The sequence below is a fragment of the Plantibacter sp. H53 genome (assembly GCF_001650455.1).
Classification (GTDB): Bacteria; Actinomycetota; Actinomycetes; order Actinomycetales; family Microbacteriaceae; genus Plantibacter; species Plantibacter flavus_A.
Genome location: NZ_LWCT01000017.1, coordinates 38,941 through 56,814 on the forward strand (window position 1 = coordinate 38,941; position 17,874 = coordinate 56,814).

The following is a 17,874-nucleotide window of genomic DNA, read 5'->3' on the forward strand; positions in this document are numbered from 1 at the left end:
CCCGCCCCCTGCTGGAAAGACGTTGTTGCTACTCTGCAGCAGCGACGATGTTGACGACCTTGCGGCCGCCCTTGTTGCCGAACTGCACGGAGCCTGCCTCGAGGGCGAACAGCGTGTCGTCGCCGCCACGACCGACGTTGGCGCCGGGGTGGAAGTGCGTGCCGCGCTGACGGACGAGGATCTCGCCCGCGAGGACGACCTGGCCGCCGAAGCGCTTCACACCGAGACGCTGTGCGTTGGAGTCACGACCGTTGCGAGTGGAACTCGCACCCTTCTTGTGTGCCATCTCTTCTTCTCCTCGATGCCTTACTTGATGCCGGTGATCTTGACGCGCGTGAGCTCCTGACGGTGCCCCTGACGCTTCTTGTAACCGGTCTTGTTCTTGAACTTCTGGATGATGATCTTCGGACCGCGGAGGTTCTCGAGCACCTCGGCCGTCACCGTGATCTTCGCGAGCGACTTCGCGTCGGAGATGATCTTCTCACCGTCGACGTGGAGCACCGCGGGAAGCTCGATGTTGCCATCCTTGTCGGCCTTGACCCGGTCCATCGTGACGATGGTTCCGATCTCGACCTTCTCCTGCCGTCCTCCGGCGCGCACAACTGCGTAAACCACTACGTACCCGTTCTTTGGGGAGCGAAACGCTCCGACTGACTGTTGCTGGAAGTTACTGCTCGGAAAGGCTCGAACACGTGGGACACCTTGATGGCAGAAAACCGTTGGGCGTGGCAATGAAAACTCAATGCACACCAACGGTCGAGTTTACTTCATCGTGCAGTCCAGGTCAAACCAGCGGGCACAGAACCTCGTGACCGAGGCTGTTCCTCTCGGCTCCCACACCGGACGCACTCGACAAGTGTACCCCGGGGGCTCCTGAACACCGGCCGGGTGCCCGGCGCGTCCGACCAGGGACGGGAATCACGCGAGGGACCCGATGGTTGGATGGAGGCATGACGGTGCTCATCGATCCCCCGCTGTGGCCGGCGCACGGCACGCTCTGGTCCCACGTGGTGAGCGACAGCTCCCTGGAGGAGCTGCACGCCTTCGCCGGACGCACCGGGCTCCCGCCGCGATCGTTCGACCTCGACCACTACGACGTCCCCGCCGAGCGCCATGCGTCGCTCGTGGCGGCCGGCGCCGTCGCGGTGACCGGCGGCGAATTGGTCCGTCGACTCATCGCCAGCGGCTTGCGCATCACCGCACGCGAACGGCGCGCCTCCCGAGGAGACGCGCCGTCCTGATACGACCGGACTACTCGGCCTGACGCTGCGCGCCGTCCGAGCCGACGGCCTGTCCGCCCGCGAGTGAGGCGGTCGACACCCGACGGCTGCGGCCGCGACCCTGGCCAGGCTGCTTCGGCTCGGGGAGCGCGTCGAGGACGGATTCGAGCAGGTGCTCGGGGTCCGCGACGGCTGCTCGACGCGGCTTGTCGGCGACCGGTGCGATCGGCAGGTCGAGCAAGGCCAACGTCGGGGCCGCGGATTCGCTCGGCGCCTCGGTGGGGCGTTCCTCCGAAGAACCCCGGCGGGATCCGTCACCGCCACGACGACGCGGTTCACGCTTCTCGCGCCGGCTCCGACGACCGTCGTGCGACCCGGACTGATCCTCCGGTGACGTCGTGGACTCGTCCGCGACCGGCCCCTCGGAACCCTGCGCCTCGGTGTGCTGGGACTGCGTGTGCTGCGCCTCGGCCACGACGGCGTCGGCCACGGCCTCAGCGGCGGCGAGCTCCTCGTGGTGCAGCGTGCGCGCCGCGATCAGGGCGAGCGCGTTCTTCGCGTCGTCGGTGATCCCGTGCGTCTGTCCGGCCGGCTTCTGCTGGGCGCTCTGGCCGTTCGAGGACGGCTGGCCGCCCTGGGACCCGCCCTTGCCGCGCCGGCGCTGCTGCTCTGGCTGCGGCGTCTGGCGGTGCTTCACGACGGGGTCGTGGTGCACGACGACGCCGCGTCCGGCGCAGACCTCGCAGGGCTCGCTGAACGTCTCGAGCAGGCCGAGGCCGAGCTTCTTGCGCGTCATCTGCACGAGACCGAGCGAGGTGACCTCGGCGACCTGGTGCTTCGTGCGGTCGCGGCTGAGGCACTCCACGAGGCGGCGCAGCACGAGGTCGCGGTTCGACTCGAGCACCATGTCGATGAAGTCGACGACGATGATCCCGCCGATGTCGCGCAGCCGCAGCTGACGCACGACCTCCTCAGCGGCCTCGAGGTTGTTCTTGGTGACCGTCTCCTCGAGGTTGCCGCCGGAACCGACGAACTTCCCCGTGTTGACGTCGACGACCGTCATGGCCTCGGTGCGGTCGATCACGAGGGATCCGCCGGACGGCAGCCAGACCTTGCGGTCGAGCGCCTTCTCGATCTGCTCGGCGATGCGGTAGTCGACGAAGGAGTCGCCCGTGCCGTCGTACGGCTCGACACGCTCGAGCAGGTCGGGGGCGACGCCGCGCAGGTAGCTCTGGATGTCCTGCAGCGCGTCCGAGCCCTGGATGACGAGCTTGTGGAAGTCCTCGTTGAAGACGTCGCGGATGATCTTGATGAGCAGGTCGGGCTCGCTGTGCAGCAGTGCCGGCGACTGGACCGTCTCGATCTGACGGGAGATCTCCGACCACTGCGACTTCAGCCGCGTGACGTCGAGCGTGAGCTGCTCCTCGGTCGCTCCCTCGGCGGCCGTGCGGACGATGACGCCGACGTTCTCCGGAAGGACCTCCTTGAGGATCTTCTTCAGGCGGGCGCGTTCCGTGTCGGGCAGCTTCCGCGAGATGCCGTTCATCGAGCCGTTCGGCACGTAGACGAGGTACCGACCGGGGAGCGAGACCTGACTCGTCAGGCGCGCGCCCTTGTGTCCGACCGGGTCCTTCGTGACCTGGACGAGGACCTTGTCGCCGCCCTTGAGCGCGAGCTCGATCCGGCGGGGCTGATTGCCCGTCTCCACGGAGTCCCAGTCGACCTCGCCGGAGTAGAGCACCGCGTTGCGTCCGCGACCGATGTCGACGAACGCCGCCTCCATGCTGGGCAGGACGTTCTGCACGCGGCCGAGGTAGACGTTGCCGATGAGCGACGCCTCCTGGCTCCTGGCGACGTAGTGCTCCACGAGCACGCCGTCCTCCAGCACGCCGATCTGCGTCTTGCCGTTCTTGGAGCGGACGACCATGACACGGTCGACCGACTCGCGGCGGGCGAGGAACTCGGCCTCGGTGACGACCGGACGACGACGACCGGCGTCGCGTCCGTCACGGCGACGCTGCTTCTTGGCCTCGAGCCTCGTCGAGCCGCGCACCTTCTGCGGTTCGGTGATGAGTTCCGGCTCACGCGGCGTGCGGACCTTGACCACGTTGCGGGTGTCGGAGCGCGAGTCGCCACCCCGCTCGCCCTGCTCCGGTCCGTCCTCGCCGGCACGACGACGCGTGCGACGCCTCGACGAGCTGAGCTCGGCCTCGAGCGGTTCGTCGTCGCGGTGGACGATCGGCGGCAGGTCGGGTGCCTGGAACAGCAGCATGGTGGTCGGTGGACGCACCGGTGCCGCAGGTGCCGACTGCTCGTCGGGCCCGGCCGCCTGGGCGTCCGTCTCGGTGCTGGTCGACTCGTCCGCCGTCTCAGGCGTCGTGAGGTGCTGGTCGGTCGGTTCGTGCTCGGTCCCCGGCGTGGCCGGATCCTCGGTGTGCTCTTTCACCATTCCTGGTGTACTCCCCTATGCCGGGTCGGTGGCCGCGCCACCCTCCGGTTCTTCGTCTCGTGCGTGCGGCCGCGGGTGCAGCCGTTCGCAAATCCTGTGTGATCGCTGGCTCTCGGAGCTCTCACGATCGTGCCGGCACGTGCCGGCGGGTCCTGGGCTCTCATTGCCCAACAAGCCTGTTGTGTCGTGCGGTCGAGCGCGGCTCGGGCACCACCCCACGATTATCGCACGAACAGGGCCGACGGTCCTGAGTACGGACCACCCGGGCATGTCCCGCCGCCGTTCAGGCGGGCGTGCGAGAATCAGGGCGTGTCAACTCCGGTCATCGACGCGCGCCCCAGGGGCCTCGCGATCTTCCTCATCGTCGCAGGCGTCATCGGGTGGATCGCGGCGTTCGCGCTCACCCTCGACAAGTTCCAGCTCCTGCAGGATCCGAACGCCCAGCTCGGCTGCAATCTGAGCATCCTCGTGCAGTGCGGGGTCAACCTGAACTCCTGGCAGGGTGCCATCCTCGGGTTCCCGAATCCGATCATCGGTCTCGCCGCCTGGATCGCCCCGATCGCCGTCGGCGTCGCGGTCCTCGCCGGTGCGCAGTTCGCGCGGTGGTTCTGGATCGCCTTCAACATCGGGTTCCTCGGCGCGCTGGGATTCGTCATCTGGCTGATCTCGCAGAGCATCTTCGTCCTCGGCACGCTGTGCCCGTGGTGCATGGTCACCTGGTCGGTGACGATCCCCTCCTTCATCGCGGTCACCGCGTTCACCCTGCGGAACGGCATCATCCCGGCGTCCCCCGCCGTCCGCCGCGTCGCCGGGGTCGTGTCCTCCTGGATCGTGGTGGTGACGCTCGGGTGCTACCTCGTCGTGGCGGTCATCGCCCAGCTCCGCCTCGACGTCCTGTCCTACCTGTAGCCGGTGGCGGCCCGGACGGCCGCCTCACGCACACGACGAAGCCCGCCCCGGAATCGGAGGCGGGCTTCGTCGTGCGGAGTCGGTGCGTCAGGCGAACCAGAGCGCGAGCTCGCGGGAGGCGGACTCGGGGCTGTCCGAACCGTGCACGAGGTTCTGCTGGACCTTGAGGCCCCAGTCGCGGCCGAAGTCGCCGCGGATGGTCCCGGGCGCGGCGGTGGTCGGGTCGGTCGTGCCGGCGAGCGAGCGGAAGCCCTCGATGACGCGGTTGCCGGCGACGCGGATCGCGACGACGGGACCGCTCAGCATGAACTCGACGAGGGGCTCGTAGAACGGCTTGCCCTCGTGCTCGGCGTAGTGGGCGGCCAGCAGCTCGCGGTCCGGCTCGACCATGCGCAGGTCCACGAGCGAATAGCCCTTCGCCTCGATCCGACGGAGGATCTCGCCGGTCAGGTTGCGTGCGACGCCGTCAGGCTTCACGAGTACCAGGGTTTCTTCAACAGCCACGGTCAATCCTTCGCTTCTCGGTAGAGCGCCTGCTGACGCTCGATCTTGTCGCCTTGGACCATCGCATAGGTCCAGACGGCTGCGGCCATCCCGCCGACGAGGAACATCATCGGCACGAGCAGGCCGGTAGCCACGATAGCGGCTTGCACCGCCCAGCCCAGCCAATACCCCCAGCGGAATCGCAGGAGCGGGATCGTCGCGACGATGATCAGGCACAGCACCGCTCCGCCGATCAACGCGACCGGGGCCGGGAGGGCCTTCAGCCCGAAGATGACGAGCGCGCCGAGGAACATGACGATCATCTCGAAGCCCAGGATGATCGATCCGAGAGTCTGCTTGATGCTCCGTGGAGCCCGGCTCCGTGCCATGCCGCTCATGCGGTCGCCTTCCATTCCCGATCGTCGGCGATCTCGATCGCCTCGCCCACGAGGGTGATCGAGCCGGTGATCACGACCAGGCGGCGCGGCGCCTCCTCGGCCCAGCGCCGTGCGTCCTCCGCGGCCTCGTCGAGGGTGTCGGCGAAGGTCGACGCCGGCAGGTCGAGCGACGCCGCGAGGCGCGAGAGCTCCTCGGCGGGGATCGCCCGCTCCGACTCGGACTGGGTGAAGAAGAAGCCGGATGCGGCGGGCGCCAGGGTCGTCAGGATGCCGGCGGCGTCCTTGTCCTGGAGGATGCCGACCACGAAGGCGATCTCGTCGACGTCGAAGTAGCTGCCGAGCGCGGCGACCAGGGACGCGGCACCGTGCGGGTTGTGCGCCGCGTCGACGAGCACGGTCGGTTCGGTGCCGATCAGCTGCAGACGGCCCGGGGAGGCGACCTCGGTGAGGCCCTCCGCGAGGACGTCCTCCGCGACCGGCTGGGTCGCTCCGCCGAGGAACGCCTCGACCGCGGCGATCGCGAGCGTCGCGTTCCGTCCCTGGTGGTCCCCGTAGAGCGGGAGGTACAGCTCCGGGTAGGTGCCGGCGCGCCCTCGGACGGTGATGAGCTGTCCGCCCACCGCCACGGCGTCCTGCACGAGGGCGAACTCCTCACCCTCGAACACGGCCGGGTCGTCGACCGCGGCGGCGGCGTCGATGATCGCCTGACGCGCGTCAGGGTGCTGAGCGGCCGAGACCACCTGCGCTCCGGGCTTGATGATGCCGGCCTTGGTGCGCGCGATCTCGGCGATCGTCTTGCCGAGCCGCTGCACGTGGTCGAGGTCGATGGGCGTGAAGACTGCGACCTCGGCATCGGCGGCGTTCGTCGAGTCCCAGGCACCGCCCATCCCCACCTCGACGACGGCGACGTCGACGGGGGCGTCGCCGAAGCAGGCGAAGCCCAGGACGGTGAGCGCCTCGAAGAAGGTCAGCGCGGGCTCACCGGCCGCCGTGAGCTCGGCGTCGACCATCGCGAGATACGGCTTGATGTCGTCCCAGTTCCTGGCGACGGCCTCGTCCGAGATCCGCTCGCCGTCGATCCCGATGCGCTCGGTGAACCGGACGAGGTGCGGACTCGTGAAGAGACCGGTGCGGAGCCCGTGGGCACGGAGGATGCTCTCGATCATGCGCGCCGTACTCGTCTTGCCGTTCGTCCCGGCGATCTGGATGATCGCGAAGGACGACTCCGGGTTGCCGAGGAGCTCGAGCGCCCGCTTGGTCGCACCGAGCCGCGGCTGCGGCTGGGCCTCCCCCAGCCGCTCCAGGAGTTCGCGGTACACGGCGTCGGCGGCATCGGCCGCGGACAGCTCGTCTCCGGGGATCAGGTCATCGGACATCGGTGGTCTCCTCTGCACGCGCGACGGTCACGGTGAAGGCTCCGGCGTTGCCGAACTTCCCGGCAGCGAACGACTGGGCGAAGCCCGACGCCCCAGCCTGCGCCTCGACGTCCGACCAGGTCAGGGACGTCGCCAGGGTGTCGCCGGCGAGGTCGACCACGTCGAGGGCGCTGCGCACGGCACGTTCGTCGGCGTCGTCCTCGAATCGGAGCTGGAGCCGGATCCGGTCGCTCACCTGCAGATCCGCCGCCTTCCGGGTGTCCTGCACGGCGCGGATGACGTCGCGGGCGAGTCCCTCCGCTTCGAGTTCGGGCGTCAGCGTGGTCTCGAGCAGGGCGAATCCACCCGAGGGCAGGAGCGCGAGTGCGACACCACCGGCGGCGCCCGAGGAGGCCTCCATGACGAGTTCGTACTCACCGTCGACGAGCTCGATGCCGCCGGCCGTGACCGTGCCGTCGACCTCCGACCAGTCGCCGCTCCGAGCGCCCTTGATCGCCTGCTGCACCGTCTTGCCGAGGCGCGGACCCGCCGCGCGGGCGTTGATCGAGAGGCGCGAGGTGACACCGAACTCGGTGCCGCTGGTGTCGGTCAGCTCGGCGAAGGAGACGGCCTTGAGGTTGAGTTCCTCGCGGAGGATCGCCTCGAACGGTGCGAGCGACGCGGGGTCGGGTGTGACCACCGTGAGCGATGCCAGGGGCAACCGGACACGGAGACCGGCCTGCTTGCGGAGGGCGAGGGTGACGCCGGAGACCTCGCGGACCCGGTCCATCGCCTCGACGAGTGCCGCGTCCTCCGGGAACGCCTCGGGCTCCGGCCAGTCGGTGAGGTGCACGCTGCGGTCGCCCGTCAGGCCGGTCCAGACCTGCTCCGTGATGAGTGGCAGGAGCGGAGCGGCGACCCGGCAGTACGTCTCGAGGACGGTGTAGAGCGTGTCGAAGGCGTCGCGGTCGAAGGCGCCACCGTCGGTCGACCAGAAACGGTCACGGGAGCGACGGACGTACCAGTTGGTCAGGACGTCCGCGAAGTCCCGCAGCGAGGCCGCTGCGAGGGTCGCGTCGAACGCCTCGAGGTGGTCGGTCACGGTGACGACGAGCTCACGCGTCTTGGCGAGGATGTAGCGGTCGAGGACGTCGGTGGAGTCCGTGCGCCACACGGCGTCGTAGCCACCAGGCACCGCCGTGTTGGCGTACAGCGAGAAGAAGTACCAGGTGTTCCACAACGGCAACATCACCTGTCGGACGCCCTCACGGATGCCTTCCTCCGTGACGACGAGGTTGCCGCCGCGCAGCACCGAGCTCGACATGAGGAACCAGCGCATGGCGTCGGAACCGTCGCGGTCGAAGACCTCGTTGACGTCCGGGTAGTTGCGCAGCGACTTCGACATCTTCTGGCCGTCGCTGCCGAGGACGATGCCGTGGCTCACGACGCTCGTGAACGCCGGCCGGTCGAACAGCGCGGTCGACAGCACGTGCAGGAGGTAGAACCACCCGCGCGTCTGGCCGATGTACTCGACGATGAAGTCCGCCGGGCTGTGCGAGTCGAACCACTCTCGGTTCTCGAACGGGTAGTGCACCTGGGCGAACGGCATCGATCCGGAGTCGAACCAGACGTCGAGGACGTCGGTGATGCGGCGCATCGTCGACCGGCCGGTGGGGTCGTCGGGGTTCGGCCGCGTGAGCTCGTCGATGTACGGGCGGTGCAGATCGGTGGGGCGTACGCCGAAGTCGGCCTCGAGCTCGTCCAGCGAGCCGTACACGTCGATGCGCGGGTAGGCCGGGTCGTCGCTCTTCCACACCGGGATCGGCGAACCCCAGTACCGGTTGCGGCTGATCGACCAGTCGCGTGCACCCGCGAGCCACTTGCCGAACTGCCCGTCCTTGACGTTCTCCGGCACCCAGGTGATCTCCTGGTTGAGTTCCTCCATGCGGTCGCGGAACTCGGGCACGCGGACGAACCAGCTCGACACCGCCTTGTAGATGAGCGGCTGCTTGCAGCGCCAGCAGTGCGGGTAGGAGTGCTCGTAGCTCGCCTGACGCAGGAGGCGTCCCTGTGCCTTCAACAGCTGGGTGAGCGGCTTGTTGGCGTCGAAGACCTGGAGACCGGCGACGTCGGACACCTCGGGGAGGAACTTCCCGCCGTCGTCGACGGAGACGATCACCGGGATGCCGGCGGCCTCGCACACCTTCTGGTCCTCTTCACCGTAGGCGGGGGCCTGGTGCACGATGCCGGTGCCGTCCTCGGTCGACACGTAGTCGGCGACGAGGATGCGCCAGGCCTGCTCCATGCCCCACTCGGCGTCGGCGTAGTAGTCCCAGAGGCGGTCGTAGGAGACGCCTTCGAGCTCGCGCCCGACGACCGTCCGAGAGACGGCGGCCTGCGCCTCGGCCGCGGAGTCGTAGCCGAGGTCCTTCGCGTAGTTGCCGAGCAGCGCCGAGGCGATGAGGTACTCGCCGCCGAGCACCTCGGTGTCGGCGTGGGCGGAGCCCTCTTCGCGGAGCACCGTTGCGTCGGGGGTGCCGTTCGGGCCGGCCGGGACGACCGCGTACTCGATGTCGGGCCCGACGGCGAGCGCGGCGTTCGTCGGCAGGGTCCAGGGCGTGGTCGTCCAGGCGAGCGCGCGGACGGCGGTCAGGCCGAGGCTCTCGGCCTTCGGACCGACCAGCGGGAAGGTGACGGTGACGGTCTGGTCCTGGCGGGAGCGGTAGACGTCGTCGTCCATCCGCAGCTCGTGGTTGGAGAGCGGCGTCTGGTCGCGCCAGCAGTAGGGCAGCACCCGGTAGCCCTCGTAGGCGAGGCCCTTGTCGTGGAGCTGCTTGAAGGCCCAGATGACCGACTCCATGTAGGTCACGTCGAGGGTCTTGTAGTCGTGCTCGAAGTCGACCCAGCGCGCCTGGCGTGTCACGTAGTCCTGCCACTCCTCCGTGTAGCGGAGGACGGAGTCGCGTGCGACCTGGTTGAAGGCGGCGAGCCCCATCTCGTCGATCTGGCGCTTGTCGGTGATGCCGAGCTGTCGCTCCGCCTCGAGCTCGGCGGGGAGGCCGTGGGTGTCCCAGCCGAACCGGCGGTGCACCTGCTTGCCGCGCATCGTCTGGAACCGGGGGAAGAGGTCCTTGGCGTAGCCCGTGAGGAGGTGACCGTAGTGCGGGAGACCGTTCGCGAAGGGTGGGCCGTCGTAGAACACCCATTCCGGAGCGCCCTCGCGCTGGTCGATGGAGGCCTGGAAGGTGCCGTCGGCGGCCCAACGGGCGAGCACCCCCTCCTCGATCGAGGGGAAGCTGGGCGACGGCGTCACGCCGAACGCCGCGCCGTTCGACGCCGACTCGGTTGGGGTCGGTTCCTGGGACTTCGGGTAGCTCATCGTTCTCCTGGCAGGTCTCGTGGGTCCTGCGAGGACGCCGGCGTTGCCGACGCGGTACCACCCCGCTTGCCGCTCCACTGGAACGGCCGCTCTGCATCGGCTGTGACGGGCCTGACCCGCTCGGTTCTACTGGGCTCCCGCTGAGCGGTCGCTGTTCTGCCGAGGACTCCCCGGTGATGGCCGGATCGATGTCGATGGGTCCTATCGTACAGCCTGCGGAGCGGCTCCGAGGAGGGTCGGCTACGAGGAACTCGGCCCGTCGATCCGGGCGAGGGCGCAGCCGTACCCGTCCACCACCGGAGCGATCGCGCGGCGGAGGTAGTCGCCGAGCTCGCCCCGGCCGACGCCTGCGGCCGCCCAGGCCCCGGCTCCGGCGACGATCGCGCCGGCGAGCGCCGCTGCGGCGGACCGGATCGTCAGCTCGTCGGCGCGGACGGCGAGGCGCGCGAGCGAGACCCGGAGCACGGCTTGGAGACGCAGCAGCCGTTCGAGACCGGACGCCTGCAGCTCCCAGGCGGTGTCCATCAGTTCGATCTGCGTCAGCGCCCAGGGCACGGCGCCGTTCGAGCGCTCCTCGGCGATGCCCAGGAGGGCGGCCTGCAGTGACGGCATGGCGTCGGCGACATCCGTCGCGGGGGTTTCCCCGCCTGCGGCGAGCGCCCGTTCGAGTCCGGCGAGCGCGGCGTCGACGTCGACCCAGAGGACGTCGCTCTTGGAGCCGAAGTAGTTGAAGAAGGTGTTGCGGCTGACGCCGGCGCGGCTCGCGATCTGGTCGACGGTGGTGCCGGGGTATCCCTGTTCGAGGAAGAGTTCGGCGGCCGCCTCCTCGAGGACGCGTCGGGAGGATCGTCGGGGTCTGCCGACGGCGTTCCGTGCCGGTGGTCGTGCCATGGGGGCTCCTTCCGCCGCCTGTGAGCCTAGCCGTCGTGCGAGGGGTCGGGGCGTGGTGCTGAGGCTCTATGCTGGTTCCGAGACGGCGTCCAATAATTCGTCCGACGCCGCCACCGGGCCCTCAGCACCCGGTCGATCGTCTTCTGGAGTCCCTGTGCCCGCATCCCCCTCCCCTGCCCGTCGGCGCCTTGCGTCCTCGCGTCGTCCGTTGCGCATCGCCGCGGCGCTCGTTCCGCTCGCGGTCCTGCTCGCGGCGTGTGCACCGGGGACGCCGGCCGCGTCGAGCACGCCGAAGGCCGGTGGGACCCTCGTGTACGCCAGCGGGGACGCCGAGCCCACGTGTCTCGATCCGCATGTCGGCGGCAACTACCCACAGGCCCTGTTGAGTGCGCAGTTCCTCGAGCCGCTCGTCTCGCGAGACGCCAAGGGTGAGATCATCCCGTGGCTCGCCGAGTCCTGGACGACGTCGGAGGACGGTCTGACCTGGGAGTTCACCCTGCGGTCGGACGTGACGTTCACCGACGGCACCCCGTTCGACGCGGCGGCGGTCAAGGCGAACATCGAGCACCTGCAGGACCCGGCGACGAAGTCGTCCACGGGCTACCTCGCGGTCGGTAAGGTCGCGTCGGTCGAGGCGGTCGACGCCACGACGGCCCGGTTCACGCTCTCCGCTCCCGACAGCGCGCTCCTGGAGTCGTTGTCGCAGCCGTGGACGGCGATGGAGTCCCCGACGGGGATCGCCCGCGGTGAAGCGGCGAACTGCGACGCTCCGGTCGGTACCGGACCGTTCGTCGTCGACGAGTGGGTGAAGCAGGACCACGTCTCGCTCGTCCGGAACGACGCCTACGACTCGGCACCGGGTGATGCCGCGAACGACGGTCCGGCTTACCTCGACGGCATCACGTGGCGCTTCATCCCCGACTCCGCGTCGCGCTTCGCGGCGCTGCAGAGCGGCGACGTCGACATCATCGACAACGCGCAGCCCGACACGATCGCGCAGGCGAAGGACTCGAAGACGATCGTCGACCTGGACGCACCACGTCCCGGTGCCTCGAACCGCATCGAGCTCAACGCGGGACAGGCGCCGTTCGACGACCAGCGCGTGCGTGAGGCCTTCGTGCGGTCGACGGACGTGAACGCCGGCATCGAGTCCCTGTTCTTCGGCACGGCGAAGCGTTCCTACTCCCCGCTGTCGAGTGCGGAGGCGACCGCCTACTCCGACGAGAGCCTGTTCGGCTACGACCTCGATGCGGCCAACAAGCTCCTGGACGAGGCCGGCTGGACCGAGAAGGACGAGGACGGCGTCCGGACGAAGGACGGCGTCCGGCTGACCGTGCGCTTCCCGGTCAGCACGAACCAGTCGATCCCGGCCGAGCAGTCGCTCTTCGAGCAGATCCAGGCCGGAGCCGGTGACGCCGGCTTCGACGTGCAGCTGGAGCTGCTCGACCTGTCGAGCTGGTACGAGGCGCTCGGCTCCAACGCCTACGAGGCCGTCAGCGCTCCGTACACGAAGGTGGGACCGGACGTGCTCCGCGTGCTCTACGACTCCTCGGGCATCGTCCCGGCGCCGAGCGGCTACTTCGCGAACCACGCCCAGCTGGACGACCCCGCGCTCGACGAGATCCTGAAGCAGGCGAGCGACACCCTCGATCCCGAGGAGCGGGCGTTCCTCTACGAGCAGGCGCAGCAGATCATCCTCGACGGCTACTACATCCTGCCGCTCTACGACCAGCAGAACCACTTCCTGCTGAGCACCTCGCTGCAGGGCGTCCGCGCGCTGCCGACGGTGTCGACGCCGGTCTTCGGGGACGCCTGGCTCGTGGAGTGAGCTCCATCGGCCGCTCGGGACGCGACCTCCGCCGCCTGGCCGGGCGGATCGGGGCGCGTCTGGCCGGTGCGGTGTTCGTGCTCTGGGCGGTCGCGACGGTCACCTTCTTCGCCGTCCGGCTGATCCCCGGAGATCCGGCGCAGGCCTATCTCGGTGGCCCCGGCTCCCAGGCCTCGGCTGAAGCGCTCGAGCGGGTGCGCGAGCAGTACGGCCTGGACCAGCCGCTCCTCGTGCAGTACCTGGCGCAACTGGTCCGACTGGTCCAGGGGGATCTCGGCGAGTCGGCGTCGCTCCGCACACCGGTGGCCCAGGTGCTCGCCGAACAGCTCGGCGGGACCCTGGTGCTGGCGACGGCGTCGCTCGCCGTCGCCTGGATCCTCGCGCTCGGCCTCGCGGTCTGGTCGACCCGGGGTGGGCGGATCTCCGCGGCCCTCGGATCGGCTGTCGAGCTCGTGGCGGCGTCGCTCCCCCAGTTCTGGCTCGCGACCGTCCTCATCACACTCTTCAGCACCTGGCTCGGATGGCTCCCTCCGGTGAGCACGGGTGATGCGGTCGGTCTCATCCTCCCGGTGCTGACCCTGGCCATCCCGGTCGCCGGGTTCCTGGCCCAGGTGATGCGGGAACCGTTACTCGACGCAGGGAGCGCACCGTTCGCCGTCTCCGCAGCCGCTCGTGGTGAATCGACCACCGGCCTCCTGCTGAGGCACGGCCTACGCCACGCCGCCGTGCCCGCGGTGAACCTGTCGGGATGGGCCTTCGGGTACCTCATCAGCGGCGCGGTGGTGGTGGAGACCATCTTCGCCCGGCCCGGTCTCGGACGGACACTGCTCCAAGCGGTGACCGTCCGTGATGTCCCGGTGGTCACCGGCGTGGTGTTGAGCTCGGCGGTGGCCTACGTCGTCGTCATGTTCCTCGCGGACCTCGCGGCAGAGCTGCTCGACCCACGCGACCGGATCCGGCGGTCCGGCTCATGAGCGGGCTCGCGATCACCCCGACATCCGGAAGCCCCGACCCCCGGGTCCGCCGCGGACGGCGCCGCTCGTCGGGATTCGGCGCACCCGAGATCGTCGCGGCCGTGGTGGTGCTGTTCCTGCTCGGCTGTGCGCTCGCCCCCCAGCTGTTCGCGACAGCATCACCGACGGCGGTCGACCCGCGGGCCGCGTTCTCGCCGCCCTCCCTCACCCATTGGTTCGGCACGGACGAGTCCGGCCGCGACGTCTGGAGCCGGGTCGTGCACGGCGCGGGGACCTCGCTCCTCATCGGCGTCGCCGCGACGGCCATCGGACTGATCCTCGGAGCGGTCCTCGCGACGATCGCCGCAGTCGGCGGCCGGATCGCGGACTTCGCCGTGGGACGCGTCCTCGAGGTGCTCTTCGCGTTCCCCGGCCTGTTGCTCGCGCTCCTCGTGATCGTCATCGCGGGGCCCGGTCCGGTCACGGCGACGATCGCGGTCGGCCTGTCGACTGCGCCGGGCTACGCGCGCCTCATCCGCGGTCAACTGCTCCAGGTCCGCTCCTCCGACTTCGTCGAGGCCGCGCGAGTGCTCGGGCACGGGCCGGCCCGGATCCTGTTCCGACACATCCTCCCGAACGCCGTCGCCCCGCTGTTCGTCCTCGCGACCCTCGGCATCGGACAGGCGGTCGTCTGGGCGTCCGCCCTGAGCTACCTCGGGCTCGGGGCGCAACCACCCGCGCCGGAGTGGGGTGCCATGCTCGCCGCAGCACGCACCTACCTCGCGACGGCGTGGTGGCTCACGGCGTTCCCGGGTCTGATGATCGTCGCGACCGCCCTGTCCACCACGGTCCTCGGCCGGGGTCTCCAGCGCCGATCTCGGGAGGACGGCCGATGAGCGACTCCACTCCACTGCTCCAGGTGGAAGCACTGACGGTCGGATTCGGCAGTGGGGACGCCGTCGTCTCCGACGTCTCCTTCCAGGTCGAGCGCGGCACCTGCGTCGCGATCGTCGGCGAGTCGGGCTCCGGCAAGAGCGTGACCGCCAGATCGCTCCTGGGCCTCGCCGGCGCGTCGGCGCGGGTGGCGGCCGCTCGACTCGACTTCGACGGCACCGATCTCCGCGGACTCGGAGCATCGGCCTGGCGACGCCTTCGCGGGCGTCGCATCGGACTCGTCCTCCAGGACGCGCTGGTGTCGCTCGACCCCCTGCGACCGATCGGCCGAGAGATCGACGACGCACTCCGACTCGGCACCGACCTCGACCGGACCGCCCGCACCCGGCGAGTGCTCGAACTCCTCGAATCCGTTGGCATGCCCGACCCGGCTTCCCGCATCGGCCAACGTTCCGGTGAACTCTCCGGCGGGCTCCGTCAGCGCGCGCTCATCGCGTCGGCGATCGCACTGGACCCCGACCTCCTCATCGCCGACGAACCGACGACCGCGCTCGACGTCACCGTCCAAGCACGTGTCATCGGCCTCCTCGACGACGTCAAGCGGCGCGGCGCGGGCCTCCTGCTGATCAGCCACGACCTCGCCGTCGTCTCGTCGATCGCCGACCACCTCGTCGTGATGCAGGACGGTGTCGTCGTCGAGCAGGGGCCGGCCGAACAGGTGCTGACCAGGCCGACACACCCGTACACCCGAGCCCTCATCGCCGCGGTCCCCACCGACCGCGCTCGAGGGACGCGCCTCAGCGCAGACCAGCCGGTCGACGCGGCCCCGGTGGCCGAACAGCCGACGACGCGCACCCGTCCGACGACGCAGACCGGATCGGATGCACCAGCGCTGGAGTTCCGATCCGTCACCCGGAGCTTCGAGCGTGGCCGGAGCGCCTCGCCGATCGTGGCGGTCGACGAGGTCTCGCTCCGCCTGGAACCGGGGACGACCCTGGGCGTGGTCGGCGAGTCCGGTTCGGGCAAGACCACCCTCGCCCGCATCGCACTCGGTCTCACCGCACCGCAGTCGGGAGCCGTGCTCTTCGAGGGCGAACCGTGGTCGGAGCTCCCCGAGCGAGCGCGTCGTCCACGACGGAACCGTCTGGGCTGGGTCTCGCAGGATCCGCTGAGCTCGTTCGACCCACGCTGGCGCGTCGACGCCATCCTCGCCGACGCCGTTCGTGGACGCGCGGCCGCACCTCGCGACATCAGCCGTCTCCTCGCGGACGTCGGCCTCGATCCCTCGCTGGCCCGCGCTCGCCCGCGGACGCTCTCCGGCGGGCAACGGCAACGCGTGGCGATCGCCCGGGCACTCGCGAGTCGACCGTCGACGCTCATCCTCGACGAACCCGTCTCCGCGCTCGACGTCACCGTCCAGGCCAGGATCCTGGACCTCCTCGACGAGCTGCAGCGACGCCACGGCCTCAGCTACCTGCTGATCTCCCACGACCTCGGCGTCATCCGCCACATGAGCGACCGCGTCGCCGTGATGCAGCACGGGCGGGTCGTCGAGCATGGCGACGCCGAGCAGGTCTTCACCGCCCCGGCCCACCCCTACACCGCCCGACTGGCAGCCGACGCTCCGCGCATCATCGCGCCGGGTGCGGCATCAGGGAGCGACGCGGTCTGAGTCCGGCGTCGGGATCCGGTCCAGCACCGCCTGGGCGACGGGCGCGAGGGTCTCGGCGTACACCCAGCTCAGGTGGTGGTGATCGCGGTACGCGAGGACACCGCCGATCACCGGCGAGCACCGATCGGACGCGCACAGGGCGTCCGAGAGGTCGACGGCACGGACCCGTGGGTCGGTGCTCGCGAGGGCGGCCTCGTACTGCGGATCCTCCGTGAGCGCGTCGCTCCGGTCCCGGGCGCACCCGTCCTCCGGAGCAGCGTCGTCGCGGACGCACTCCAGCACGTCGTCCGCCATCGTCGGGGTGTCGCGCAGGACGACGATCTGCTCGATCGTCTCGGGCACGAGCGCCCAGCGCTCCGCATAGGCTTCCGCAGCCACCTCCCGCCAGTCGCGGTCCCCCTCGGCGACGACCGGGTTCCGGGCGCGCGCCGAGACGACGAGCGTGTCGATCCCCGGCTCGTCCCGCAGCAGCTCGAGGGCGTCGCGGTTCCAGCTCAGGCACCCGGCGCGCATCTCGGCGAGCACCGCCGCGCTCGTCCCGGGCTCCGTGCGCTCGGCGTCGCTGAACGGGCAGGAGCTCTTCGCCGCGACGAGGAGCCGCCACCCGTTCGTCTCGGCAGCCGTCGCGAACGCCGGCAACCACTGCTCGGCGTGCGAGTCCCCGATGAGCGCCACCGTCCTCGTCGCCTGCTCCGCCCCGGCACCGTAGGCGCAGACCTCGAACACGACGGCTCGGATGTCGGTGATGCAGCGGTCCGGCGGCAGGTCGGCCAGCGACGCGTCGGGAATGACGACCCCGCGGGTCTCATCCCCGAGAGACGCCGAGGAGCCGTCGCGCGAGGTCTCGCCACCGGAGCCTTCCCTGCCGTCCGATGACGCTCCGTCGTCCCGCGGACACGCTGCAGCATCGACGAGCTCTGCGGCACCGAGGCAGTTCGACGGGGTCGCGACCAGGGTCTCGATGCGCTGCTGTTCGGCGGCGATGCGCGCCTCGGCACCGGGGAGCACCCCGATCGAGGCGATCGACAGGACGCTCATCGCGAGGGCGGTCGCGCCGATCACCCCTCGTGGCCGCCAACGGGCGATCCGCCCGAACCGGATCGGACGCTCCACGAACCGCGTCGTCACCTCCGCGAGGACGCCGGTGATGACGAGGAGGACGAGCTGCTCGGGGACGGTGGCCGACCGAGCGAGCACGATCCCGCCGAACACGATGAGGGGCCAGTGCCAGAGGTAGACCGCGTAGGAGCGGTCGCCGAGCCACTGGACCGGCGACCGGGCGAGCAGTGCGGTCGGCGACCACCGGACGTCCGGGGCCCAGGCCGCCATCACGGCGATCGTCCCGCCCACCGGCAGCGCCGCGGTCAACGCCGGGAAGGGCGTCTCCCCCGAAAACCAGACGGCAGCCGCCCCGATCGCGGCGAAGCCGAGCCAGGCGACGAC

At 70.0% G+C, this 17,874-nt stretch carries 15 protein-coding genes; 6 read left to right on the top strand and 9 right to left on the bottom strand.

Annotated features, from left to right (window positions below):
• Positions 1-28: 28 nt before the first annotated feature.
• Together rpmA and rplU are read right to left on the bottom strand one after the other, a co-directional pair.
• Positions 29-286 carry a 50S ribosomal protein L27 gene (rpmA, locus tag A4X17_RS10365; protein ID WP_056006626.1) on the bottom strand — a complete coding sequence of 86 codons (258 nt, stop codon included), beginning with the start codon at positions 284-286 and terminating at the stop codon, positions 29-31.
• Positions 287-306: 20 nt separating this feature from the next.
• Complete coding sequence (gene rplU, locus A4X17_RS10370) at positions 307-615, bottom strand: 50S ribosomal protein L21 (protein WP_079002324.1); 309 nt, start codon at positions 613-615, stop codon at positions 307-309.
• 335 nt (positions 616-950) lie between these two features.
• Here rplU and A4X17_RS10375 point away from each other — a divergent pair, with 335 nt between their 5' ends.
• Complete coding sequence (locus A4X17_RS10375) at positions 951-1,241, top strand: DUF4031 domain-containing protein (RefSeq protein ID WP_064295598.1); 291 nt, start codon at positions 951-953, stop codon at positions 1,239-1,241.
• Positions 1,242-1,251: 10 nt separating this feature from the next.
• Here the strand turns inward: A4X17_RS10375 and A4X17_RS10380 are convergent, their stop codons facing one another.
• Positions 1,252-3,666 (bottom strand): Rne/Rng family ribonuclease, encoded by a 2,415-nt coding sequence (locus tag A4X17_RS10380; protein WP_231884356.1) that lies wholly within the window; start codon positions 3,664-3,666, stop codon positions 1,252-1,254.
• 312 nt (positions 3,667-3,978) lie between these two features.
• Between A4X17_RS10380 and A4X17_RS10385 the strand changes: the two genes are divergently transcribed.
• Complete coding sequence (locus tag A4X17_RS10385; RefSeq protein ID WP_064295599.1) at positions 3,979-4,578, top strand: vitamin K epoxide reductase family protein; 600 nt, start codon at positions 3,979-3,981, stop codon at positions 4,576-4,578.
• An 87-nt stretch (positions 4,579-4,665) separates the two neighbouring features.
• Here the strand turns inward: A4X17_RS10385 and ndk are convergent, their stop codons facing one another.
• From ndk to A4X17_RS10410, 5 genes are all read right to left on the bottom strand, one after another.
• A complete protein-coding gene (gene ndk, locus A4X17_RS10390; protein WP_064295600.1) occupies positions 4,666-5,082 on the bottom strand; it encodes a nucleoside-diphosphate kinase in 417 nt (138 codons plus the stop codon).
• 2 nt (positions 5,083-5,084) lie between these two features.
• Positions 5,085-5,459, bottom strand: coding sequence for a DUF4233 domain-containing protein (locus A4X17_RS10395; protein ID WP_064295611.1), 375 nt, complete (start codon positions 5,457-5,459; stop codon positions 5,085-5,087).
• A complete protein-coding gene (locus tag A4X17_RS10400; protein ID WP_064295601.1) occupies positions 5,456-6,835 on the bottom strand; it encodes a folylpolyglutamate synthase/dihydrofolate synthase family protein in 1,380 nt (459 codons plus the stop codon). Before A4X17_RS10400 ends, A4X17_RS10395 begins: the two co-directional genes overlap by 4 nt.
• Positions 6,825-10,193 (bottom strand): isoleucine--tRNA ligase, encoded by a 3,369-nt coding sequence (ileS, locus tag A4X17_RS10405; protein WP_064295602.1) that lies wholly within the window; start codon positions 10,191-10,193, stop codon positions 6,825-6,827. Before ileS ends, A4X17_RS10400 begins: the two co-directional genes overlap by 11 nt.
• A gap of 240 nt (positions 10,194-10,433) precedes the next feature.
• Positions 10,434-11,084 (bottom strand): TetR/AcrR family transcriptional regulator, encoded by a 651-nt coding sequence (locus A4X17_RS10410; RefSeq protein ID WP_064295603.1) that lies wholly within the window; start codon positions 11,082-11,084, stop codon positions 10,434-10,436.
• 208 nt (positions 11,085-11,292) lie between these two features.
• Here A4X17_RS10410 and A4X17_RS10415 point away from each other — a divergent pair, with 208 nt between their 5' ends.
• Genes A4X17_RS10415 through A4X17_RS10430 form a run of 4 tightly spaced genes read left to right on the top strand, consistent with a single transcriptional unit; the run spans position 11,293 to position 16,431 of the window.
• On the top strand, positions 11,293-12,912 hold the full coding sequence (locus A4X17_RS10415) for an ABC transporter substrate-binding protein (RefSeq protein WP_064295604.1): 1,620 nt from the start codon (positions 11,293-11,295) through the stop codon (positions 12,910-12,912).
• On the top strand, positions 12,909-13,886 hold the full coding sequence (locus tag A4X17_RS10420; protein ID WP_082916088.1) for an ABC transporter permease: 978 nt from the start codon (positions 12,909-12,911) through the stop codon (positions 13,884-13,886). Before A4X17_RS10415 ends, A4X17_RS10420 begins: the two co-directional genes overlap by 4 nt.
• Complete coding sequence (locus A4X17_RS10425) at positions 13,883-14,761, top strand: ABC transporter permease (RefSeq protein ID WP_064295605.1); 879 nt, start codon at positions 13,883-13,885, stop codon at positions 14,759-14,761. Before A4X17_RS10420 ends, A4X17_RS10425 begins: the two co-directional genes overlap by 4 nt.
• On the top strand, positions 14,758-16,431 hold the full coding sequence (locus tag A4X17_RS10430; RefSeq protein WP_064295606.1) for an ABC transporter ATP-binding protein: 1,674 nt from the start codon (positions 14,758-14,760) through the stop codon (positions 16,429-16,431). The genes A4X17_RS10425 and A4X17_RS10430 overlap by 4 nt, the downstream gene beginning before the upstream one ends.
• Here the strand turns inward: A4X17_RS10430 and A4X17_RS19475 are convergent.
• Positions 16,411-17,874 (bottom strand): acyltransferase family protein (locus A4X17_RS19475; RefSeq protein WP_197479054.1); only part of this gene is annotated, 1,464 nt, incomplete at its 5' end. The genes A4X17_RS10430 and A4X17_RS19475 overlap by 21 nt on opposite strands.